The following is an 18,410-nucleotide window of genomic DNA, read 5'->3' on the forward strand; positions in this document are numbered from 1 at the left end:
ATTTACTCAATGATTATTTGCCGATGCCAAAGTAGTGCTTGAACCAAGGGGCCTCGCGACCATAGGGCTGAGTGTAATCAGCTCTTAATTGGCTACGACTCCATTGACTAAGTTTTTTATGTAAACGGCTAGCAATTTCTGGGTGTGTAGCAATGAGATTATTAGATTCGGGTGTTGAGCTTTCCATATCAAAGAGCATTTGCACGCCATTTTCTAGTTCTAATAACTTCCATTTACTTGAGCGAATGGCTGATTGGCCCCAGAAACGCCAATACAAGAATTGGTGTGGATCTTTAGCGGATTTATGACTAAGGTGAGGGAGCAGGTTAACGCCATCAATTTCACCTGGGGCCGTCTTGATTTTTGCTAGTGCTAAGGCGGTGGCACCCGCATCCATGGTGCTTACGGGCTTATGATAAACTTGAGCGGGGATTTTACCTTTCCAGTAGACGAGATAAGGGACGCGCACTCCACCTTCGGAGATCATGCCCTTTTCGCCTCGCATAGGACCATTTATCGAGCCATCCCATCCAGGCTTATCAAAGGGCTCGTCGGCCATATGTATGTTAAGCGGTGCGCCATTATCAGCAAAATAAAAAATGATTGTATTTTCTTCGATTTCATATTTTTGCAAAGATTGCATGATCGCACCCACACCATCATCAATCGCGGCGAGTGATGCGAGGGCCCAGCGTCTGCGTTCAGCCATTTCAGCGGGAAAACGATCAAAATGTTTTTTGACGAATTCAATGGGAACGTGCGGAGCAAAATAACTTAATTGGAGGTAGAAAGCTTGTTGATGATTGCGTTTGATGAAGGCTAAAGCGGCATCAGTTTGTTTATCGACGCGAAAAGTTTTTTGATCTATTTCACGTTCGTGCTTAATGGACTTGCCTTGCAGATCGTAATTCCTCAAATAAGAAGACATCGTACCATCATAATAATCTGTGTAGCCTCGGTTCATGGGCAGGTATGGATCAGCTAATTGATGCGGTATGCGTGGATTCTTTTGCTTAAGTCCTTGAGGCCAATTTTTTTTCATCCAGTGACGGCTATTTCTATTAGGTTCAAGGTGCCATTTTCCCACAAAGCCTGTTGTGTAGCCTACTTTTTTTAGGCGTTGAGCAATGGTAAGTTCTTTAATATCCATGGGGGCATAAGAGTTGCCATCCAAGCCAAAACGAGTCTGGTATCGAGAGGTGACTATAGCGGCTCGAGAGGGGATGCATTGAGGGGCGGTGGCATAGCCATTGGTGATGACGGCTCCATTTTCTGAGAGCCGGTCTAAATTTGGTGTCATGATATCCTTTGAGAGGCCATAGGCGCCAAAGTCGGCATAGCCGTGGTCGTCGGTCAGGATGACGATGATATTGGGAGGTCGAGTTTCTTTTGCCAAAATGTTATTAGCGCATAAGCCCAAAAGAAGTAGGGATAAAGTCTGTATCGCTTTTTGAGCTGAAGCCTGGGGCATGATGAGTTTCCTTAAGTTAATGGATTAGCTGAATTTCTAGCATCTAGAAGACGTCGGGTTTCTGCTGATTTAGCTCGAGTGATGGGGTAAAAAATAAAAATAATAATGCCGGCAACTAAACCGCTGGCTTGAATGATGATAAAAAGCTTATGGAGAGTGGCCGCCACTGCTACATCAACACCTTGTGTGGCATCGCTCACACCAGCAAATTTGATAACTAAGCCGCCTGTAAGTCCGGTGATAGCGACACCCGATTTGAGTGCCAAGCTTTTGACGGCACCAAACATGCCTTCACGGCGCCTGTCGCTGCGCAGCTCGTCTTCGTCGCAGATATCTGCGGTCATCGAGTCGATGAGCAACCAGCAGCCTTGTTGGCCCATGCCATAAAAGAAAAAAGAGATGGCTTGAGGATGGAATTTAAAGCCCCAGAATTCATGGACTTGGAAGCCTGCTTGCATCGTGAAAATCATGGAGCCCACGGAGATGAGTGCTAAGGATAGCCCAATAATCATGGTTTCTTTCTTGCCTGTCTTCGCTGAAATAATGGCGGCTAGGCGAACGCCCAAATAAGCTCCCACGACGGCGAGCATGCCACCGAGTGCCGAAACTTCCGCGGCTAATTTTTTATCGCCGGCAAAAACGTGATAGATATTGACGTAAAGGGCTAAGGCAGCAGAAGTGAGTAGGCCAGTTATAATAATAACATAGCCACTGAGTAATAAGCGAAAGGGCCCATCTTTGATCGTTTCGATAAGGGCTTTTCCGAGTTTGAGTTTTTCTTGTTTCTTTGGAATGATGTTTTCACGACAAAGAATAGCGGGCAACAAACCCGTGATAAGCACTGTGACAGCGACAATGAGGCTAACCCAACGCGCGCCTTTGAGAATGTCGCCCTCAAAAATATCATGCTGACACCAAGCGTAAAGGTTGGGAATGCAAAGTCCAGCTAATAGGCCGATATACATTCTCCAGCTCATAGCTTTGGTGCGTTCATCATAATCATTGCTTAATTCGAAGCCCAGAGCTGTGTAGGGTACGACAAACATAGTGTAGGTCAGCGCATAGACTGTGCTGACTATAGCAAAGTAGATGATCGAAGCTTCTTTGCCTGAAAAAGGTGGCATCCAAAGTAGGGGGAGTAAAATAGCGCTCAGTAGGGCGCCCACAAAAATCCACGGGCGTCTGCGGCCCCAGCGACTTCGAGTATTATCTGAAATGTTTCCCATGAGGGGATCAGTGATGGCATCAAAAAGGCGGGGTAGCATGAGCGCCATGCCGACCCAGACAGGATCTATGCCGAGTTCAATATTATAGATAGGGAGGGCGAGAATCATCAGCATTTGAAAGATGAAGTTGTCGGCCCAGCCGCCCATGCCCCAAGAGATGCGCGCCTTTAAGGGTACTAATTGATTTTGATTCATATTTTATCAAATTTTTATTTAGTTAAATATTCACTACAATAGAGCCTATGTTATTTCTGTCAATAGAAGTCATTAACTATACTGGCTTTAGCTGCCTTTTTTTTGTAATTTAGGCTCGTCTCCCTTCTTCTTAATTACCTTTAACTAGTAATAAAGTTGTTTTGGATAAAAAATAATGCCAAGTATTGACATTTTTTAATAGAGCTATTATAATATAATCATTAAGACTCAATCAAGAGATTTAAGAGGACACTAAAATGCAGAAGCGCTTTACTTTAATCGAGCTCCTAGTTGTAATAGCAATCATAGGCATACTTGCGTCATTATTACTTCCAGTGCTAGGCAGCGCTAGGGAGAGGGCTAAACGTGCTGTTTGTAAATCTAATCTAAAGCAGATTGGTGTAGCCACTGTAATATATGCTGATGATAATGATGGTTTTTATATGACTCAGCTTAATGCTATATCCTGGGATGATAAGTTAAGTACTTATGATTCACGGAACTTAACAAGTATCCAAATGAGTCAAGATTATAATAACTTTGCTGCGGCAACGGGAACTTCTGCTGATATGCATAAACTCTATGCCTGCCCATCTGATGATGTGCCGAGGGTGGGAGCACGTGTCACTAGGTCTTATGTTCCCAACGCTTACACTACAGGGGGATGGGCTAATATGTGGACAGGGATAGTGGGAGAAGGGGATGAATCACGACAAATAACGTCCGTGTCGGATCCAGCTAAAAGTATAGCTTTTTTTGAATGGCACCATGATGCGAATGGGGTCGGTGGTACTGGTAATGGAGTAGGCAAGGGCTCGCCAGCAACACTTGTGTTAGATATAAATGCGGGCAAGGAATATACTAAGCATGCTTATGAATTGTCGAATTATCTGATGGTAGACGGCCATGTTTCCTCTATGACGTACAGAAATAGTGTAGAGGTCCATTCTCAACGAACGGGCTATCGCACAGCGAGTAATCCTTATAGCGTGGGTCTTGGTGGCAATAACCTCATAGGCACTTACTGGGATTGTAACTAGATTTCTATACTTGATAATAGCTCAATTTAACGTGACTCAGAGAAAAGGATATTTATGAATTTTAATGATTTGAAAAACCCCAAGATGCAATGGCGCGGAAAGCCCTTCTGGTCTTGGAATGGCAAGCTAGACAAAGATGAACTTTTTCATCAAATAGATGTGATGAAAGAAATGGGCTTTGGTGGTTACTTCATGCATTCACGTACGGGCCTAGAGACTGAATACCTGGGTGAAGAATGGTTTGACTTGATTAACGCTTGTGCTGATTACGGCGAGTCTTTGGGTATGGAGTCCTGGCTTTATGATGAAGATCGCTGGCCATCAGGTCTAGCGGGAGGTTTAGTCACCAAGCATCCCGAATTCCGTCAAAAAGCTATTTTACTTGAAATTGATCCGCTCACGGAAGCCAAAGATGTGCTTGCGGAATTTACTTGTGATGTAGAGGGATCGACCTATACAAAGCTTGGTGCGGGCAAAAACCATTTGCGTTTTTCTATCGTCGAGCAGGGAAAAAGCGGCTTCTATAATGGCTTTACTTATGTCGATACGATGAATCGCGATGCAACTGAAGCTTACTTGCAGTCGACTCATGAGAAGTATGCCGAGAAATGTGGTGATCGCCTCGGGAAATCGATCAAAGGGATCTTTACTGATGAGCCTCACCGCGGAGCTGTTTTGGATGGTTTTTCGATGTATCGCGAAGATGGTGCGAGTACTGTGCCCTATACGCAAAAGCTTTTCGAGGAATTCGAAAAGCGCTTTGGCTATGATTTGATTCCCAAGCTACCAGAATTATTTTTACAATTAAATGGCGAAGCCGTCTCACCCGTCAAATGGCATTTCATAGAATTATTGCAGCAATTATTCATCGAAAATTTTGCTATCCCCTGTCAGCAATGGTGCACTAAGAACAAGCTGATCTTAACGGGTCATATTCTCCACGAAGACAATTTAACGAGCCAAACGGCGATGTCGGGCTCGATGATGCGCTATTATGAGCACATGGACCTGCCGGGAATTGACGTCTTGGGTGAACACAATAAGAATTATTGGGTGGTGAAACAATTAGCTTCGACGGCGCGTCAAACGGGTAAGACTCAGATGCTGACCGAGACCTATGGTTGTACTGGTTGGCAAATGCCTTTTGCGGGCCATAAGGCCGTAGGTGATTGGCAGGCCTTGTTAGGCATTAATTTACGTTGTCATCATCTCTCTTGGTATACCATGCGTGGCGAGGCTAAGCGAGATTACCCCGCGAGTATTTTACATCAATCGGCTTGGTACAAAGAATATAAGCATGTGGAGGATTATTTTGCCCGCTTTGGTATGCTTATGGCCGAGGGAGAAGCCGTATGCGATGTCTTGGTAATCAATCCAGTGGAGAGTGTTTGGGCGCAAGTTCATTTAGGCTGGTCAGATTGCCTCGCACTTCAAGATAAGAAAATACAAAAGGTCGAGGATGATTACCAAAAGCTTTTTACTGACTTACTCGAAAATCAGATCGATTTTGATTATGGTGATGAGGAGATGCTCAGTCGCTTAGCGAGCGTCGAAGGAGACTTATTTCGCGTTGGCAAAAGTACTTACCGCTCGATAGTAGTGGCGGGTATGGTGACGATGCGTTCCAGTACCGTGCAATTATTAAAAGCCTTTGAGCAAGCGGGGGGACAAGTCATTGTGGCCGGTCAGGCACCGCAGTATATAGATGCCCTAAAAGCCGATTTCCCCTCATTTAAGACTATTGATTTTGATAAAGAGGCCTTGTTAGCGGCCTTGCCTAAAGCCATTGCCCTTGTGGAAGCCGAGGATATTTTTGGGCAAGTCAGAAAAACGGATAAGGGGCTAGTTTTTGCCGCCTTAAATGTGAATCGTGATGAGCGTCGAGAAAATGTTTTGGTGAATATAGCCGCCGCAGGTCATGTCTGTGAGTTGGATTTACAAAGTGGAGAAATACTTGCTGTGACTAGTGAATATGCCAATGGCGTCACAAGTTTCACTTGTGACTTTTCAAAAGCGGGAGAAAAGGTTTTTTTCATCAGTCCTGAGCCCTTAATTGAGGCGCGTGCTGAAGCCCCGCCGGAGGCACTAGAAGAACGCCCCCTCTCAGGTAATTTTGAGTATCGTTTAGGCGAAGATAATATTTGTGTTTTGGATTTTGCCCGCTTTCGGATGAATCAGGGTGAATGGCAAAATGCGCAAGAAGTTTTAAAGATTGATCAGGCAATACGTGATCAGTATCAAATCATGCGTCGCGGAGGCGAGATGCTGCAACCCTGGTTCGTCAAGCAGCAAGAGCTAAAAGAGCTTTGTGAATTAGAATTAAGCTATGAATTTGAATTGACTTATGCGGCCAGAAAAGTGGACTTAGTCTTGGAAGAAGTCGATAAATTCCAGGTCTTTGTCAATGGCGTCGCCTTAGATACGTCTCACACTGAGCGCTGGATTGATATTGCCTTTCAGCGCCTTAAAATCCCCCATGACTTGTTGCGTCAAGGGCAAAATACCATAAGTCTAAAAACGATTTATAGCGAGATGAGCAATGTCGAAGCTATTTACCTCGTGGGTGATTTCGGAGTGGCGCTCAAGGGTATTCAACGTCAGCTCATCCCCTTGGTCGACAAAGTCAAAATCGGCGATCTTTGTGAGCAGGGCTTTCCTTTTTATTCAGGTTCTTTCAGCTACTTGGTCCCGGTGCCAGCAGGAAGTGAGAAATTGCGCCTTCCGCAAATTGCGGGGGCTTGTGCTAAGGTAAAGGGCCAGGTCTTAGGCTGGGATCCCTTTATAGCTGAACTCGATGGCAAGGAAGAATTGCTTGAAGTCGAAGTTATTTTAACGAGGCGAAACACTTTTGGTCCGCTTCACGATGCAGTAGAAGGACGTTATTGGGTCGGGCCGCAACATTTCACGACTGAAGGAGATGAATGGTCAGATCCATGTATTTTTGTGGCCTCTGGACTTTTAGCGGCTCCGGTCATTTATTTAAATCAAAAGCAAGAGACAAAAATTTATGAAAAAAATACTCAGCTTAGTACTGCTGCTTTGTAGTTCTTGTATTTTCGCAGAATCGAAAGATAGCAAGGATTCTTGGGCTTATCTCGATAATGGTACGGTTCGCATCGGTATTGACCGCTCACGCGGCGGCTGTATCGGGTTCTTTGGGCAGAGTAAAACTCAGCGCAATCTACTCAATCACTTCGATGAAGGGCGTTTTGTACAGCAGTCTTATTACGGTGATAAAGATGGCTCCAACTGGAATGGAAATCCATGGATTTATAATCCGGTTCAAGGCGGTAGTTGGGATAAGCAGCCATCGCGAATGCTCGATTTTAAAGTGAATCAAAAAGATCATAGTCTGTATTCCAAAGTTGAACCACGGCGCTGGTCGAGTGCTAAGCCTTGTCCTGAAGCGATTATGGAGCAGCAGATTAAACTCAAGGATAATATTGCCAGTATCACTTTTACTATGAATTACAGTGGTGAAGATCATAATGATGAACGTCATCAAGAGATGCCAGCAGTATTTGTCGATGGCGCGCTGAAGAAATTTTATTACAGTAAAGAAGGAAAGTTGGTCAATGAAGCACCACTCATATTGGCTGAGGGCGCGAAAGCGGGAAAAAAAGGTTTAGGCCTGGGCAAATCCACTTCTGAGTGGGTGGCGTATGTCGATGATAATCAGTGGGGCGTTGGCATTTATACTCCAGGCACCACCGACTTTACAGTTTATAAAGCTTTGGGAGACGGCACGACCGGCCCCGATGGTTCGGCGTGTTCATACGTGGCTCCACTGCGTACCTTTACGCTAAAAAAGGGACTCAAAGTTGAGTACACAGTTTATATGACCATTGGTTCTCTCAAGCAAATAAAAAGTCGTTTTGAAGCACTCAAAGCCAAACAAAGCCTTCAAGAGAAGAAATAAAGGCCGCGAACTTTTCGGCTCAATCATTCAAAATCCCCTGGGATCGCCAAGCACCAGCTTGGCCTTTTCGTCTTAGCTCAATCATTCAAAATTCCCTTGGTCAAGGGTCTTGCCCATACGGCAGTATCTTGCTGGGGGAGCTCGTAATGAGTGGGAACTTAAAAGATTACAAGATTAAATTCGTGCTTAATCAGACCTTTGGGATTGTCAAGATTAAGCGCTGGAGCGGAGCCCCAGATATTTTTATCGCCTGTGTGGCAGCACCCTCCGGTGGCCGAGGAGCCCTCGGGGCCCTACTAAAAAAGGTGGCCGCAAAAAGTGTCCCGCAAAAAGTGTCCTGTCCCCAAAACTCCAGCCGAAGATATAAGCGAAAAAAGTGAGCTTACGCAAGAGAATCCCGAGCGACTTAGTGAACTTTATAAAGAATTCATAGACCTTGCCAATGAGAGAAAGCTCAAGTAGGGATTCATGAATGTACTACGGTATGGGGGCTAGGAACTTAAGGGATTTTACTTGTTTTTTACCCGCCCGCGGAGGCTCTCCTAATGATTGGGAACTTAAGCACATGCCGAAGGTATGTAGTATGGTAGCCATTGGATTTATCCGGTGGGTATTGTTGAAAAAATCATCGTGCATGCCGAAGGTATGAAGGAAACGCTCTGCAGCGTACCTTCGGCATGCACGATGATTTTTTCAAACACCACGGACTTACGTCCATGGCTACATTCCTAAGCTCTTTGAGCTCAAATATCTCTTAAGTTCCCAATCATTAGAGGCTCTCCGTCCGCCAGAGACATTGAAGTTAAACACTAATTTTCATCATCCGCATTGGAATGCGGATCTCCCAGGTTTTGCCACACGGGCGAATAGTTTTTTACCCGCCCGCGGAGGCTCTCCGCCCGCCGGAGGCATTGAATTCAAACACTAATTTTCATCATCCGCATTGGAATGCGGATCTCCCAGGTTTTGCTACACGGATGAATAGTTTTTTTACCCGCCCGCGGAGGCCCTCCGCCCGCCGGAGGCATTGAATTCAAACACTAATTTTCATCATCCGCATTGGAATGCGGATCTCCCAGGTGTTGCGCTCACTGGTGAATAGTTTTTTTTACCCGCCCGCGGAGGCTCTCCGCCCGCCGGAGGCATTGAATTCAAACACTAATTTTCATCATCCGCATTGGAATGCGGATCTCCCAGTTTTTGCCACACGGGTGAATAGTTTTTTTTACCCGCCCGCGGAGGCATTGAATTCAAACACTAACTTTCATTATCCGCATTGGAATGCGGAGCTCCCAGGTTTTGCCACACGGGTGAATAGTTTTTTTATCCGCCCGCCGGAGGCATTGAATTCAAACACTAACTTTCATTATCCGCATTGGAATGCGGAGCTCCCAGGTTTTGCCACACGGGAGAATAGTTTTTTTACCCGTAGTTTGAGCAGCCAATCCCAAAGCTAGTAGCTGTGCGCCCGGGCAAGAGTGCACTCTTTTGTGGGCCGTTTTCAGCACGCGCACCCGGCTTCATTTCGTCAGCTCCTGACGCAATATTAGACAGACATAGAGTTATAATAATGCTTAGCGACAATAGTTTTTGTAATGTTTTCATAATGTCACTTATTTCAAAAGCAGCTTATTCAAAAACTGCTGCCGACTAATGGCAGGCTTCGGGCGACCTTCATCTTTTTGCCAATATTGCAGGTGACATTCCACGCCCATTTCCTGACAGGCTTCGAGCATGATTTCGCCAAAAATCGGGCTGTGAATTCCGTTCCCTCCCTTGGTCGTCGGGAACTCGCGCATAACGTTGTAGTAAAGGTGTAGCGGAGGATCATCCTTGCTGAGGTGGGTGATGGGTGAACATTTTTCTGAGAGCGCCTTATACGTGTCCCAGTTGTCCATCAGATCCTGAGCTGTTTCAGCACCAAAAGCTTTGTAGGGCATTGGGTTATCGAAGGTTTTTGCTCCGATGCGTTGTTTGATCACAAAAGGATTCATCGTGGTCTGGGCGCCGGCAACCATTGCCCCGGCAACGCGCGATGAAAAGCGCTCCACCGGATCGCTGCTTTTTGGATTGGCCACGTCATCGTGCAAGGCCACCAGCAAGCTGGAGCAGCCTCCCGCCGAACCACCGGTCACCACAATCCGTTGCGGATTGATATTCCACTCTTTCGCCTTGTAGCGAAGAAACTGAACCGATCGCAAAGCTGCGTTCAGCATCTCGGGTTGTTGCGCTCCTTCGTTGACCAGTGGGTAGCTGATCGATGCCACACTGTAGCCATTTTTGATTTGATGAGGCCTTAGGGTTTCATCCTTGTTGCCCCCCATCCAGCCACCCCCATGAATCTGCAGGAGCACGCCGACCGGATTTTCTGATTTGAACTGCCAGAAATTCATCAACTCCTTTTTGTGGGCACCATAGCTTACATCCTTAAAGCTGGGCTCAACGGCATTTGCTTTCTTCGCCGGTTGGCTAGCCTGCGCATCGGGTTTATTTCCGTCAGTTGCTAACACAAGCGCTGGGTCGCCTTCGAGATATCCGAGCGAGCTGAGGAAGCGATCCATGCGAATCATGGTGTCTGCCAGCGCATTTCGATCTTCCCATATATTGTAAAACCCGTGTTTACGCCCCTCATAAAGATGCAGGTCGCAGCGGCGGCCGTTCTCTTTCATCAACCGTTCAAAGCGCTTGGCGGTTTCGACCGGAATATGTTTATCCTTCGTGCCGAGAATAACAAACGTAGGCGGCGTGTTGCCATCGATGTGATCGATTGGGGAAATATCTCTCCAATACTCGCGCACCAGGGAATTCCTGAAACCCTGCGGGCCGTTGTCAAAGACGGGGTTAAAAAGCACCAGCGCCCCCGGGCGGCAACTGACGGAAGCATCCTCCCCCGCTTCGTCAAACGCTTCGACCAGCGCCGTAGCCGCCGCAATATGTCCACCAGCCGATCCACCGCCTGCCACGATTCTGGAGGGATCAATCCCCAACTCGGCAGCATGGGTGCGCACCCAGCGCATCGCGGATTTCCCGTCTTTCACGCACTCTTTCGGCGTGGTTCCGAAGACTTTAATCGTCCGGTATTGCACAGAGATAGCGACCATGCCGCGCAGTGCTAAGTATCGACACTGTGGATACATATGATCTGGCGTGCCGCCACGCCAACCCCCGCCATGAAAAAACACCGCAGCCGGCCGACGATCCGACGCCTGATGCCCCTTAGGCAAGAAGACCTGAAGCTTGAGCTCCGCAGGTTCGCCTTTGTTATCGACGGTTTTGTAAACCAAGCTTTTGTCGGGTCTTTGGCTGAATGTGCCTTTACCGATTTCTTCCGGAGTCCATACTCGACTCTGTTGAGCCTGCGCATCCTGCAACTTCCCGTCAGCCGCTGATGCCAGCGCAGACAAACATAAAGTTACGATGAGGATCGGTGATAGCATTTTTTGGTTCATCATATTTCGTCTCTATTGTTTTCTTGTCGTTTTTCAGGCTTTAAGCTAATTGTGATTATCGTTGCTGTAGTCCCTATCGCGGTGCTGCTTGATTACGTTTACTTTCACTGTTAGATTATTACCCAGACCACCGTGGGTGTGGTAGCTCATGGTTAAGATTTTGGCTATTCGCGGTAAGCAGAAAGAATTAACCACCACTTATGCACTACGCCCTCACATTCACACTCCCGTCAGCGGGGAAATCTTATGGTTTATTCTGCAAAGAATACTCAGAGTCGTTTGCTTTGTGATGGCATTTAGCCATCCTCATCCGCTCCACATTTTCCTTAAAAACATGCAGGGTGAATGTTCGTTTCCTTATTCCCCATCGAACAAGCGGCAGGTTCATTACTTGCAACAATGAACTCGCAAAACTCATAAATGGGCGAGCACGATGAGTGACAGCCCGTTAAAGGCTCCGCTACTGCACCTTCTGGGGAGCTTCTGACCTTAACTTACGCCAGTTGGCAAGCTTCTCGGCACTCCATGGTATGAGTTCCCCGTCCTTCAGCCTAAAACCGTCAAAAGTAGTTGTGTAATCAGCGCTGTAAATGGTGACCGCCTTAATGACCGACCACTTGTCGCCTGCCATCTTGATGGTGTATTCTGGCTTGATCTGCCTGCGGCCCATGCCTGCGCCACTCAACTCGGTGCCCATTGGCCCCGACTTATAGGTCAACACCTTGGAGCCATTGAGGAACACGTAAAATACGGTGTTCATGCTCTCGTCGGGAGGCGTCACCTGCTCCAGTATCTTGACACCTCCCCGGAAGGTGGTTGTCACGGTCATTTTGCCAAGAGCGGTTTCCTGCACGGTTTTCTTTTGCGTGACCTTGAGGTTCTCCGCAACCTTGTCTGCTTCTGTTTCAGCGTTGTAGTGCCTAGTGCGGCCATCGTCGAGCTGCTTCTGTAACTCCCCTTTCAGGCGAGCGAAGATTTGAGCGTTCTGCTTGGCGACGTCCTTCTTCTCTGCAGGGTCATTATCCAGGTCGTAGAGAGAGAATTTCATTTTAGCGGGATCTTCGTTGGCAATTTTTGTTTTGCGATCGAAAGCATTTTTGCGTTGGATTTTCCACTTACCTGAGCGGTAGCCAAACGAACTGAGAGTGCCGGCATTGCCGTTGTCTTGTTGGATCAGGTTATCGCGCCCCTTGGCCCCTTCTTTGCCGAGAAGGGCGGGCATCACATCGAGGCTATCCAGGCAGGCACCCTCTGGGATGGCAACGCCGAGGTGGGTGGCGAGGCTATTGGCCAAATCAATGGTGCAAACGATTTGCTCTGAGACACCAGGCTTGATCGTTCCCGGCCACCAGGTGATGAAAGGCGTGCGGGTGCCACCTTCCTGGATTGTGTATTTACCCCCGGAATAAGGACCAGCGGGCTGGTGGTCGTGCAGCTTTTCCACGGCGCCGTCTTTGTAACCATCATCGAGAACCGAGCCGTTATCCGAGCAGAAAACAATCATGGTGTTTTTCTCCAGCCCTTGCTCTTTCAGAATTCGGACGACTTCGCCGACAGTCCAGTCGAGCTGGACGATGGCATCACCGCGGAAACCGGTGCGGGATTTGCCATGAAAACGTTCATGCGGCATGCGTGGCACGTGGATATCGTGCGAGGCTAAGTAGAGGAAAAACGGCTTGTCTTTGTTTTGTTTAATCCACGCCTCGGACTTCTCCACCCACTTGTCTGCGAGGTCTTCATCGCGGAAACGGGCGGCGTGGCCACCGGTGTAGAAGCCGATCCGGCTAATGCCATTGTGGATGGTGCTATTGTGGCCGTGGCTCCAGTCCATCTTGAGCCCTTCGCGATGGTTGATGCCCGTTTTGTGATCTTCGCTTGGGCTTTTATGACCGACCCAGAGTGGGTCTTTGGGATCGAGGTTGAGCACCCGGTGGTTCTCCACATAGACTTGCGGCACCCGGTCATTGGTGGTGGGCAGGAGGAAGGAATAATCAAAACCAATTTCGAGTGGGCCAGGCTTGAGGTCACCATTCCAGTCTGGTTTTTTATCTCCCAGACCAAGGTGCCACTTGCCGATGGCCGCTGTTTTGTAACCCGCTTTTTGCAGCAGGTCAGGCATGGTCACCACATCCGGCCGGATCAGGGCGGGAGAACTCGGACCAGCGATCCCCGTGCCTTTGTTACGAAAGGCATAGGTCCCGGTGAGCAGGGAGTAACGCGTAGGGGTGCAAGTAGAGGCCGACGCATACCCACTGGTAAAGCGCAGTCCCCGGGCGGCCAATCGGTCAATGTGCGGCGTTTTTACATTCTTAGCTTTAGCGCCATAGCAGCCCACATCTCCGTATCCCAGATCGTCTGCCATGATGACGATGATGTTGGGTTTTTCAATGCTCGTCGAACCTTTGTTTTCTGTAGCGTTTAGAGACGGTGAGACGCTGGCCAAGGAAATTATGACGGTTTTGGCTAGCATTAGAGCAGTCCCCTTGCTTTTTATCGATCTTTTTAATTTTGTCATTTATTACTTTTAGTTTTATGTTTCAAGATTTTTTTAATTTGATTTCCGTTCCGTTCCGTTCCGTTCTTTCGGGGGCATACATTTATCTCGTTGCGGTAAATGTGGCGGTAGCGTCGAATAAGCGGTGTTAGTTTGCCTTGCTCAGTAGCTTTTAAAATTATAAGTCTTTGTTTTTCACGATTACCCAGAATAGAGGGCATTGTGCTTCGCACACGATAGGGACTTCGTCCCCCTCGAGCTCCCCCTACAAGGAATTGCCATTCCTTGACCAGGCAATTCGGGGCTTTGCCCCGCTTTATGGGTAATCGTATTGTTTTTTAATCTATGCATGATTACAACTCTTGTGAAGGGCCTTACTCGCCGGCATCCCACATGCTTTCTCTTACGTCATTATTAGTCGCCATGGTGCCATCGGACCTAACCATGGTGGCGAGGAAGGTTAAAGAGCGTACACTATTATCGCCTAAAAGGTAATTAGCACCAAATTGGCCATCATGGTTGATAATCGAGTTTTGATCAGGGTTCGGGGCAATACGTCCATCTCTAAATCCCACTAAATTTCCAGGGTTGGATTTTTCTGCCATAATTAGTGTTTCGGAGGGCTTGTTTAAATCAGTGATTTTTCGTGATGGCCCAGCGTGAGTGCCACCATCAAGTGCGGCACAGATTCCGCGAGCGTAGCTTCTTGGGCTTACTCCACTAACTAGAAATCTTTTAGACAAAGAATAACTCAAGGTTAAGACATCTGTGTTTCCCCAATAATCACGTTCAACGGTGTCACTCGGACAAGCGTAAAGATCAGCTTGAACACCTTCAGATGCAGCTAAAACACCTGCTTGTTTTTGAGTGTCAGTTAAGTAACGACCATCGTAATCCGAGAGCCTATCATCCCAAGAAATACCTGTAGACCAACCTTGAGTAGGGTAGGAAGAATTATTATCATCAGTATACATGATTAACATAGTGCCTATTTGCCTTTGTTGGCTCTTACAGCTAGCCATCTTTGCTTTTTCCCTGGCTCTAGACAAGCTGGGAAGGAGAAGGCTTGCGAGGATGCCGATAATGGCAACGACTACCAAAAGTTCGATTAAGGTGAAACTCTGATTGTTTAATTTTTTCATTTTACAAGTTCCTTGTTAATTTTTATTGATTTGCGATAGACCACAAGGCACTGGGTTTACCCTTCTCAACCAGTGCTTTGATTTCTTCTTGATTGAGGCTGCGTTTCCAGATGGCGAATTCATCTATTTTACCGCGTAGGCCACGTATAGGAGCCTTGTCTTTTCTATCCCCCATGAACCAGTTGCCAATGCGTCCGAGACCAGGTTTGATTGAGCTGTCTTTGGTTTCGAGATCTCTTATTTCAGTGAGTTCACCATTGATGTAAATACAGCTTTTCCCAGATCTTTTAGAAAGAGTTCCCGCGAGGTGAACCCACTGATTTGTTGGCAGAGTTTTAAAACTCATATTTGTTGTAGGTCTAGCGCCCTTGTAGCCAAGGCTTAAGGAACCATTGCGATGGATATTCCAGTGGACATCTCCCATGTCCCAGCTATTTGAGTTAAAAATTGAATTGAGAGTATGATTAATATGATCTAATTTGATCCAGGTACTAAAAGTCAATTCCTGAAACTCTCCGGGTATATTCAACTCCACAAAATCACTGTCGCGATCAAATAATAAGGCCCGCTTGTTTGGCCAACGCCCAGAAACCCAGCGGGCACCATGAATCTGGCCATCACTAGTGAGAGCATGGGGAGCTTCATTTTGAAGAGATTCAGATTCATTAAATGGGTAGAAGGCAATGAGATCGGGGTCATTTTTGCCAAATTCCGCACTCTCGAGCTCCCAGCGAAGGAAACCAATATCTCCAGGATTTGGGTAGGGTTCGGGGATTATTGAGCTTTTATGAGTCAGCTTGCCTTCTGTAAACTGTAGGGATTTGCCTTCAGTTACTGAAGACAGTAGTTTTTTAGAATGAGGATCCCTTGCATCGACTTGACCATCGACTACAAAGAGTTGACTCGCGCCTGTTTTGGAGTCTACCGAGATCGTGAACTCAGTGCCGAGGTCTTCATAGTCGATGCCGGGAGTTGCTACAGTAAATCCCTGAGCACTTGGGGGTGCCATGGCCCAAATTTTTCCATGGTGCAGTCGCATATTAAAACCATCTTCAATTTCGAACGAGGCGGGAGCTTTCATGACCACGTCAGCCCCATTGGCAAAGCGCAGATGGATTGTTCCATTTTTAAGTTGGTGCGGACCTTTTTTAAAGCGAATGCCATTGGGTGCGTTATTATCAGTAAATTCGGCTCCTGCCTGGTCGACGAGTAAGGCGATAAATGAATCAGGGGGATCAAGGGGTTTAGCTTGTGGTTGATGGCTATCAACCCAAGAAAAGCAGGCAACAAAGATTGCTACAGCGGCAACAGTCCATGGAATAAATGTATTCTGTCTAGAATTCTTAGTGATTAGGGGAAGAGCTTTATCATTAAAATCATGATTGGCGAGTCCTTCGCTAACTGTGGCGAGCATGCGCAATTTCTTTCTTGCCTCAGAACTTTTTCTAAGTAGTTCTTGGAGCTCGTTTTTGTCTTTTTCCGTGAGTCTGCCATCGAAATAGCGACAAAATAATTGATCTTGCTGAGGTGTCATATTAAAACGCCTTGTTTTGTTCAATACAGTTGACCAGGCTTAAGCGCAAACGCGAAAGGATCTGGTAAAGAGCATTAGGCTTTTTATTCATATTAGAGGCGAGTTCCTTTATTGTGGTATCAGGATGATAGGCCTTAAGTAGTAAGTCACGTCGGGACTCGGGGAATTTTGCTAGACAAATATCTAAGGCCTTGAGCCAATGTTGACGCGATGAAGATTCCTCTATGCCTTCTTCGGCCAGTTTGTCGATGATATCATCATCTAGAACGAGGCGGTCTCTGGCTTTACCTCGACGAAATTTTAGGATTTCGTAACGGGCGATGGCACAAGTCCATTTAACAAAGGCATTTTCTGGATCATCCAAAGTCGAGAACTTTTTCCAAGCGATAATACAGACTTGCTGCATGACTTCTGCAAGATCCGATGAATTGGGGATAGATGCTCGGATATAGGATCGGATAGTGGGGTCATGCTTTGCTAGCAGTCTAACGAAAGCCTCGTTACTGTCATCAGTTTCAGCCATAAAGTCACTTATTTTTTTATTTAGATAATAGGTTCTCTATTAGTATAACTCCCGCTTGATTAGGAATCTTACGTGAAAAAAAATAATATTTTGATAAAAAAGAAAGAAATAGTCATTTACTGGTAGTTAGTACGGACAAGGGATATTGGTTTTTGTGATTGTTTACTCGGTTTAGTTTTTAGATTAAACTTCGAAACAGCCCATCCTACAAGACTTTTGGTGGGCACTATATGGGCAAGTACTTAAGCGAATTATTTAATGAATACTCACTCACATTGCTAGAGGAAGTTAATTCCATTGCGGGCGATGTTTTCCTATCCTTCATCATAGTTGAAGACTTCGATTGAAAGCCATTTGGAATAATTAATTTTATTCACAGCCATCCCATAAAAAAATAACTAAGATATGAAAAATCCAGCTTTAGATGTTTCTTTTAATAACGACAAAAAAAGGAGTCCATCATGAAGCCAGACAAAAGTAATGTATGTAGTCTTAAACAAATCTGCTAATTAATCCCTGGTCATTTAGTTCAATAACTTGCAAATAAGCATGAAATCAAAATTCGAAAATTTAGTCCTTGGAGTCCTGTGCTAACACTACTTTAATTTTTTCGGGTAAGTCTGTAGTGATAGAATTGATCTTCCAAGCGACAAATTTCTTAGCGTGGCGGGTATCATTAATTGTCCAGACATGGCAATCAGTCCCTTGTTTTTGGAGTGTTTGAATTATTTCTTGATTGAGTTGATTATATGAGGAGCTAAAACCATCGATTTGGCATGCTTTGATAGTTTTCATGATGGATTCTAAAGAGGGCTTCATTTTGCCTCTCTTATCTTTTTTGAGACTGCAAAGCCAAGAAGTATATATGTGGGGCGCATGCTTTTTGATGTCCAGAAGAATTTTTTCTTTAAATCCAATTATAGCAATTTGTTCCGGCTGAAGAGAACTCTGTTTTATTGCTTTTAGGAGGGGTTGAACCGTTTCGGGGCCAGACTTGATTTCGATAAAAATCTTTTTTCCCTTTGGAATAGAGGCAAATACTTCCTCAATTGTCGGGATTCGCGTTCCCTTAAATTGTTTGCCCTTAAATAATCCAAAATCTAGTTTCTTTAGTTCACTCAAAGTAGACTTAGCAATGATTAAATTTTTATCGGCGGTTTTCTTTGTATTCGCATCGTGAATACAGACCACATGTCCATCTTTTGTCATACGAAAATCGGCTTCGATCGCATCCGCGCCCTGTTTCCAAGCTAGTTCAAAAGCGGGTAGGGTATTCTCTGGTGCTTGCTTAGAGGCACCGCGATGGGCGATAATGAGCGTATCAGCGAGCAGACTCAATTGAAGAAATAGAGTGAAGCTGAAAAGAAGAACTTTAATCATGGCTTGTTTTTCCTAGTTTTTTTAGCATGAGCTCACT

Annotated in this window: 12 protein-coding genes; 4 read left to right on the plus strand and 8 right to left on the minus strand. The window is 46.1% G+C overall.

The genetic code is table 11. The annotated features are described in order from the left end of the window. Nucleotides 1-13: 13 nt before the first annotated feature. Both PQO03_RS04275 and PQO03_RS04280 read right to left on the minus strand, forming a co-directional pair. On the minus strand, nt 14-1,471 hold the full coding sequence (locus tag PQO03_RS04275) for a sulfatase-like hydrolase/transferase (protein ID WP_274151398.1): 1,458 nt from the start codon (nt 1,469-1,471) through the stop codon (nt 14-16). A gap of 11 nt (nt 1,472-1,482) precedes the next feature. After that, complete coding sequence (locus tag PQO03_RS04280; protein WP_274151399.1) at nt 1,483-2,892, minus strand: MFS transporter; 1,410 nt, start codon at nt 2,890-2,892, stop codon at nt 1,483-1,485. A gap of 257 nt (nt 2,893-3,149) precedes the next feature. Here PQO03_RS04280 and PQO03_RS04285 point away from each other — a divergent pair, with 257 nt between their 5' ends. From PQO03_RS04285 to PQO03_RS04300, 4 genes are all read left to right on the plus strand, one after another. Continuing rightward, complete coding sequence (locus PQO03_RS04285; protein ID WP_274151400.1) at nt 3,150-3,932, plus strand: type II secretion system protein; 783 nt, start codon at nt 3,150-3,152, stop codon at nt 3,930-3,932. 54 nt (nt 3,933-3,986) lie between these two features. Further along, nucleotides 3,987-6,977 (plus strand): glycosyl hydrolase, encoded by a 2,991-nt coding sequence (locus PQO03_RS04290; RefSeq protein ID WP_274151401.1) that lies wholly within the window; start codon nt 3,987-3,989, stop codon nt 6,975-6,977. After that, nucleotides 6,940-7,851: a hypothetical protein gene (locus PQO03_RS04295; protein WP_274151402.1), complete on the plus strand. Its 912-nt coding sequence runs from the start codon at nt 6,940-6,942 to the stop codon at nt 7,849-7,851. The genes PQO03_RS04290 and PQO03_RS04295 overlap by 38 nt, the downstream gene beginning before the upstream one ends. 318 nt (nt 7,852-8,169) lie before the next feature. Beyond that, the gene (locus PQO03_RS04300) at nt 8,170-8,313 is read left to right on the plus strand and encodes a hypothetical protein (protein ID WP_274151403.1); all 144 of its coding nucleotides are present in this window, start codon (nt 8,170-8,172) and stop codon (nt 8,311-8,313) included. A gap of 1,151 nt (nt 8,314-9,464) precedes the next feature. Here the strand turns inward: PQO03_RS04300 and PQO03_RS04305 are convergent. From PQO03_RS04305 to PQO03_RS04330, 6 genes are all read right to left on the minus strand, one after another. After that, entirely contained in the window at nt 9,465-11,303 is a 1,839-nt protein-coding gene (locus PQO03_RS04305) for an alpha/beta hydrolase (protein ID WP_274151405.1), read from the minus strand. A 457-nt stretch (nt 11,304-11,760) separates the two neighbouring features. After that, entirely contained in the window at nt 11,761-13,770 is a 2,010-nt protein-coding gene (locus PQO03_RS04310) for a sulfatase family protein (RefSeq protein ID WP_274151407.1), read from the minus strand. A 398-nt stretch (nt 13,771-14,168) separates the two neighbouring features. Beyond that, nucleotides 14,169-14,936, minus strand: coding sequence for a type II secretion system protein (locus tag PQO03_RS04315; protein WP_274151409.1), 768 nt, complete (start codon nt 14,934-14,936; stop codon nt 14,169-14,171). A gap of 22 nt (nt 14,937-14,958) precedes the next feature. Beyond that, on the minus strand, nt 14,959-16,470 hold the full coding sequence (locus PQO03_RS04320; RefSeq protein WP_274151411.1) for a LamG-like jellyroll fold domain-containing protein: 1,512 nt from the start codon (nt 16,468-16,470) through the stop codon (nt 14,959-14,961). 1 nt (nt 16,471) lies between these two features. Beyond that, nucleotides 16,472-16,993: a sigma-70 family RNA polymerase sigma factor gene (locus PQO03_RS04325; RefSeq protein WP_274151412.1), complete on the minus strand. Its 522-nt coding sequence runs from the start codon at nt 16,991-16,993 to the stop codon at nt 16,472-16,474. A gap of 570 nt (nt 16,994-17,563) precedes the next feature. After that, on the minus strand, nt 17,564-18,373 hold the full coding sequence (locus PQO03_RS04330; RefSeq protein ID WP_274151413.1) for a glycerophosphodiester phosphodiesterase: 810 nt from the start codon (nt 18,371-18,373) through the stop codon (nt 17,564-17,566). Nucleotides 18,374-18,410: the final 37 nt, after the last annotated feature.

The sequence above is a fragment of the Lentisphaera profundi genome, from assembly GCF_028728065.1.
GTDB lineage: Bacteria > Verrucomicrobiota > Lentisphaeria > Lentisphaerales > Lentisphaeraceae > Lentisphaera > Lentisphaera profundi.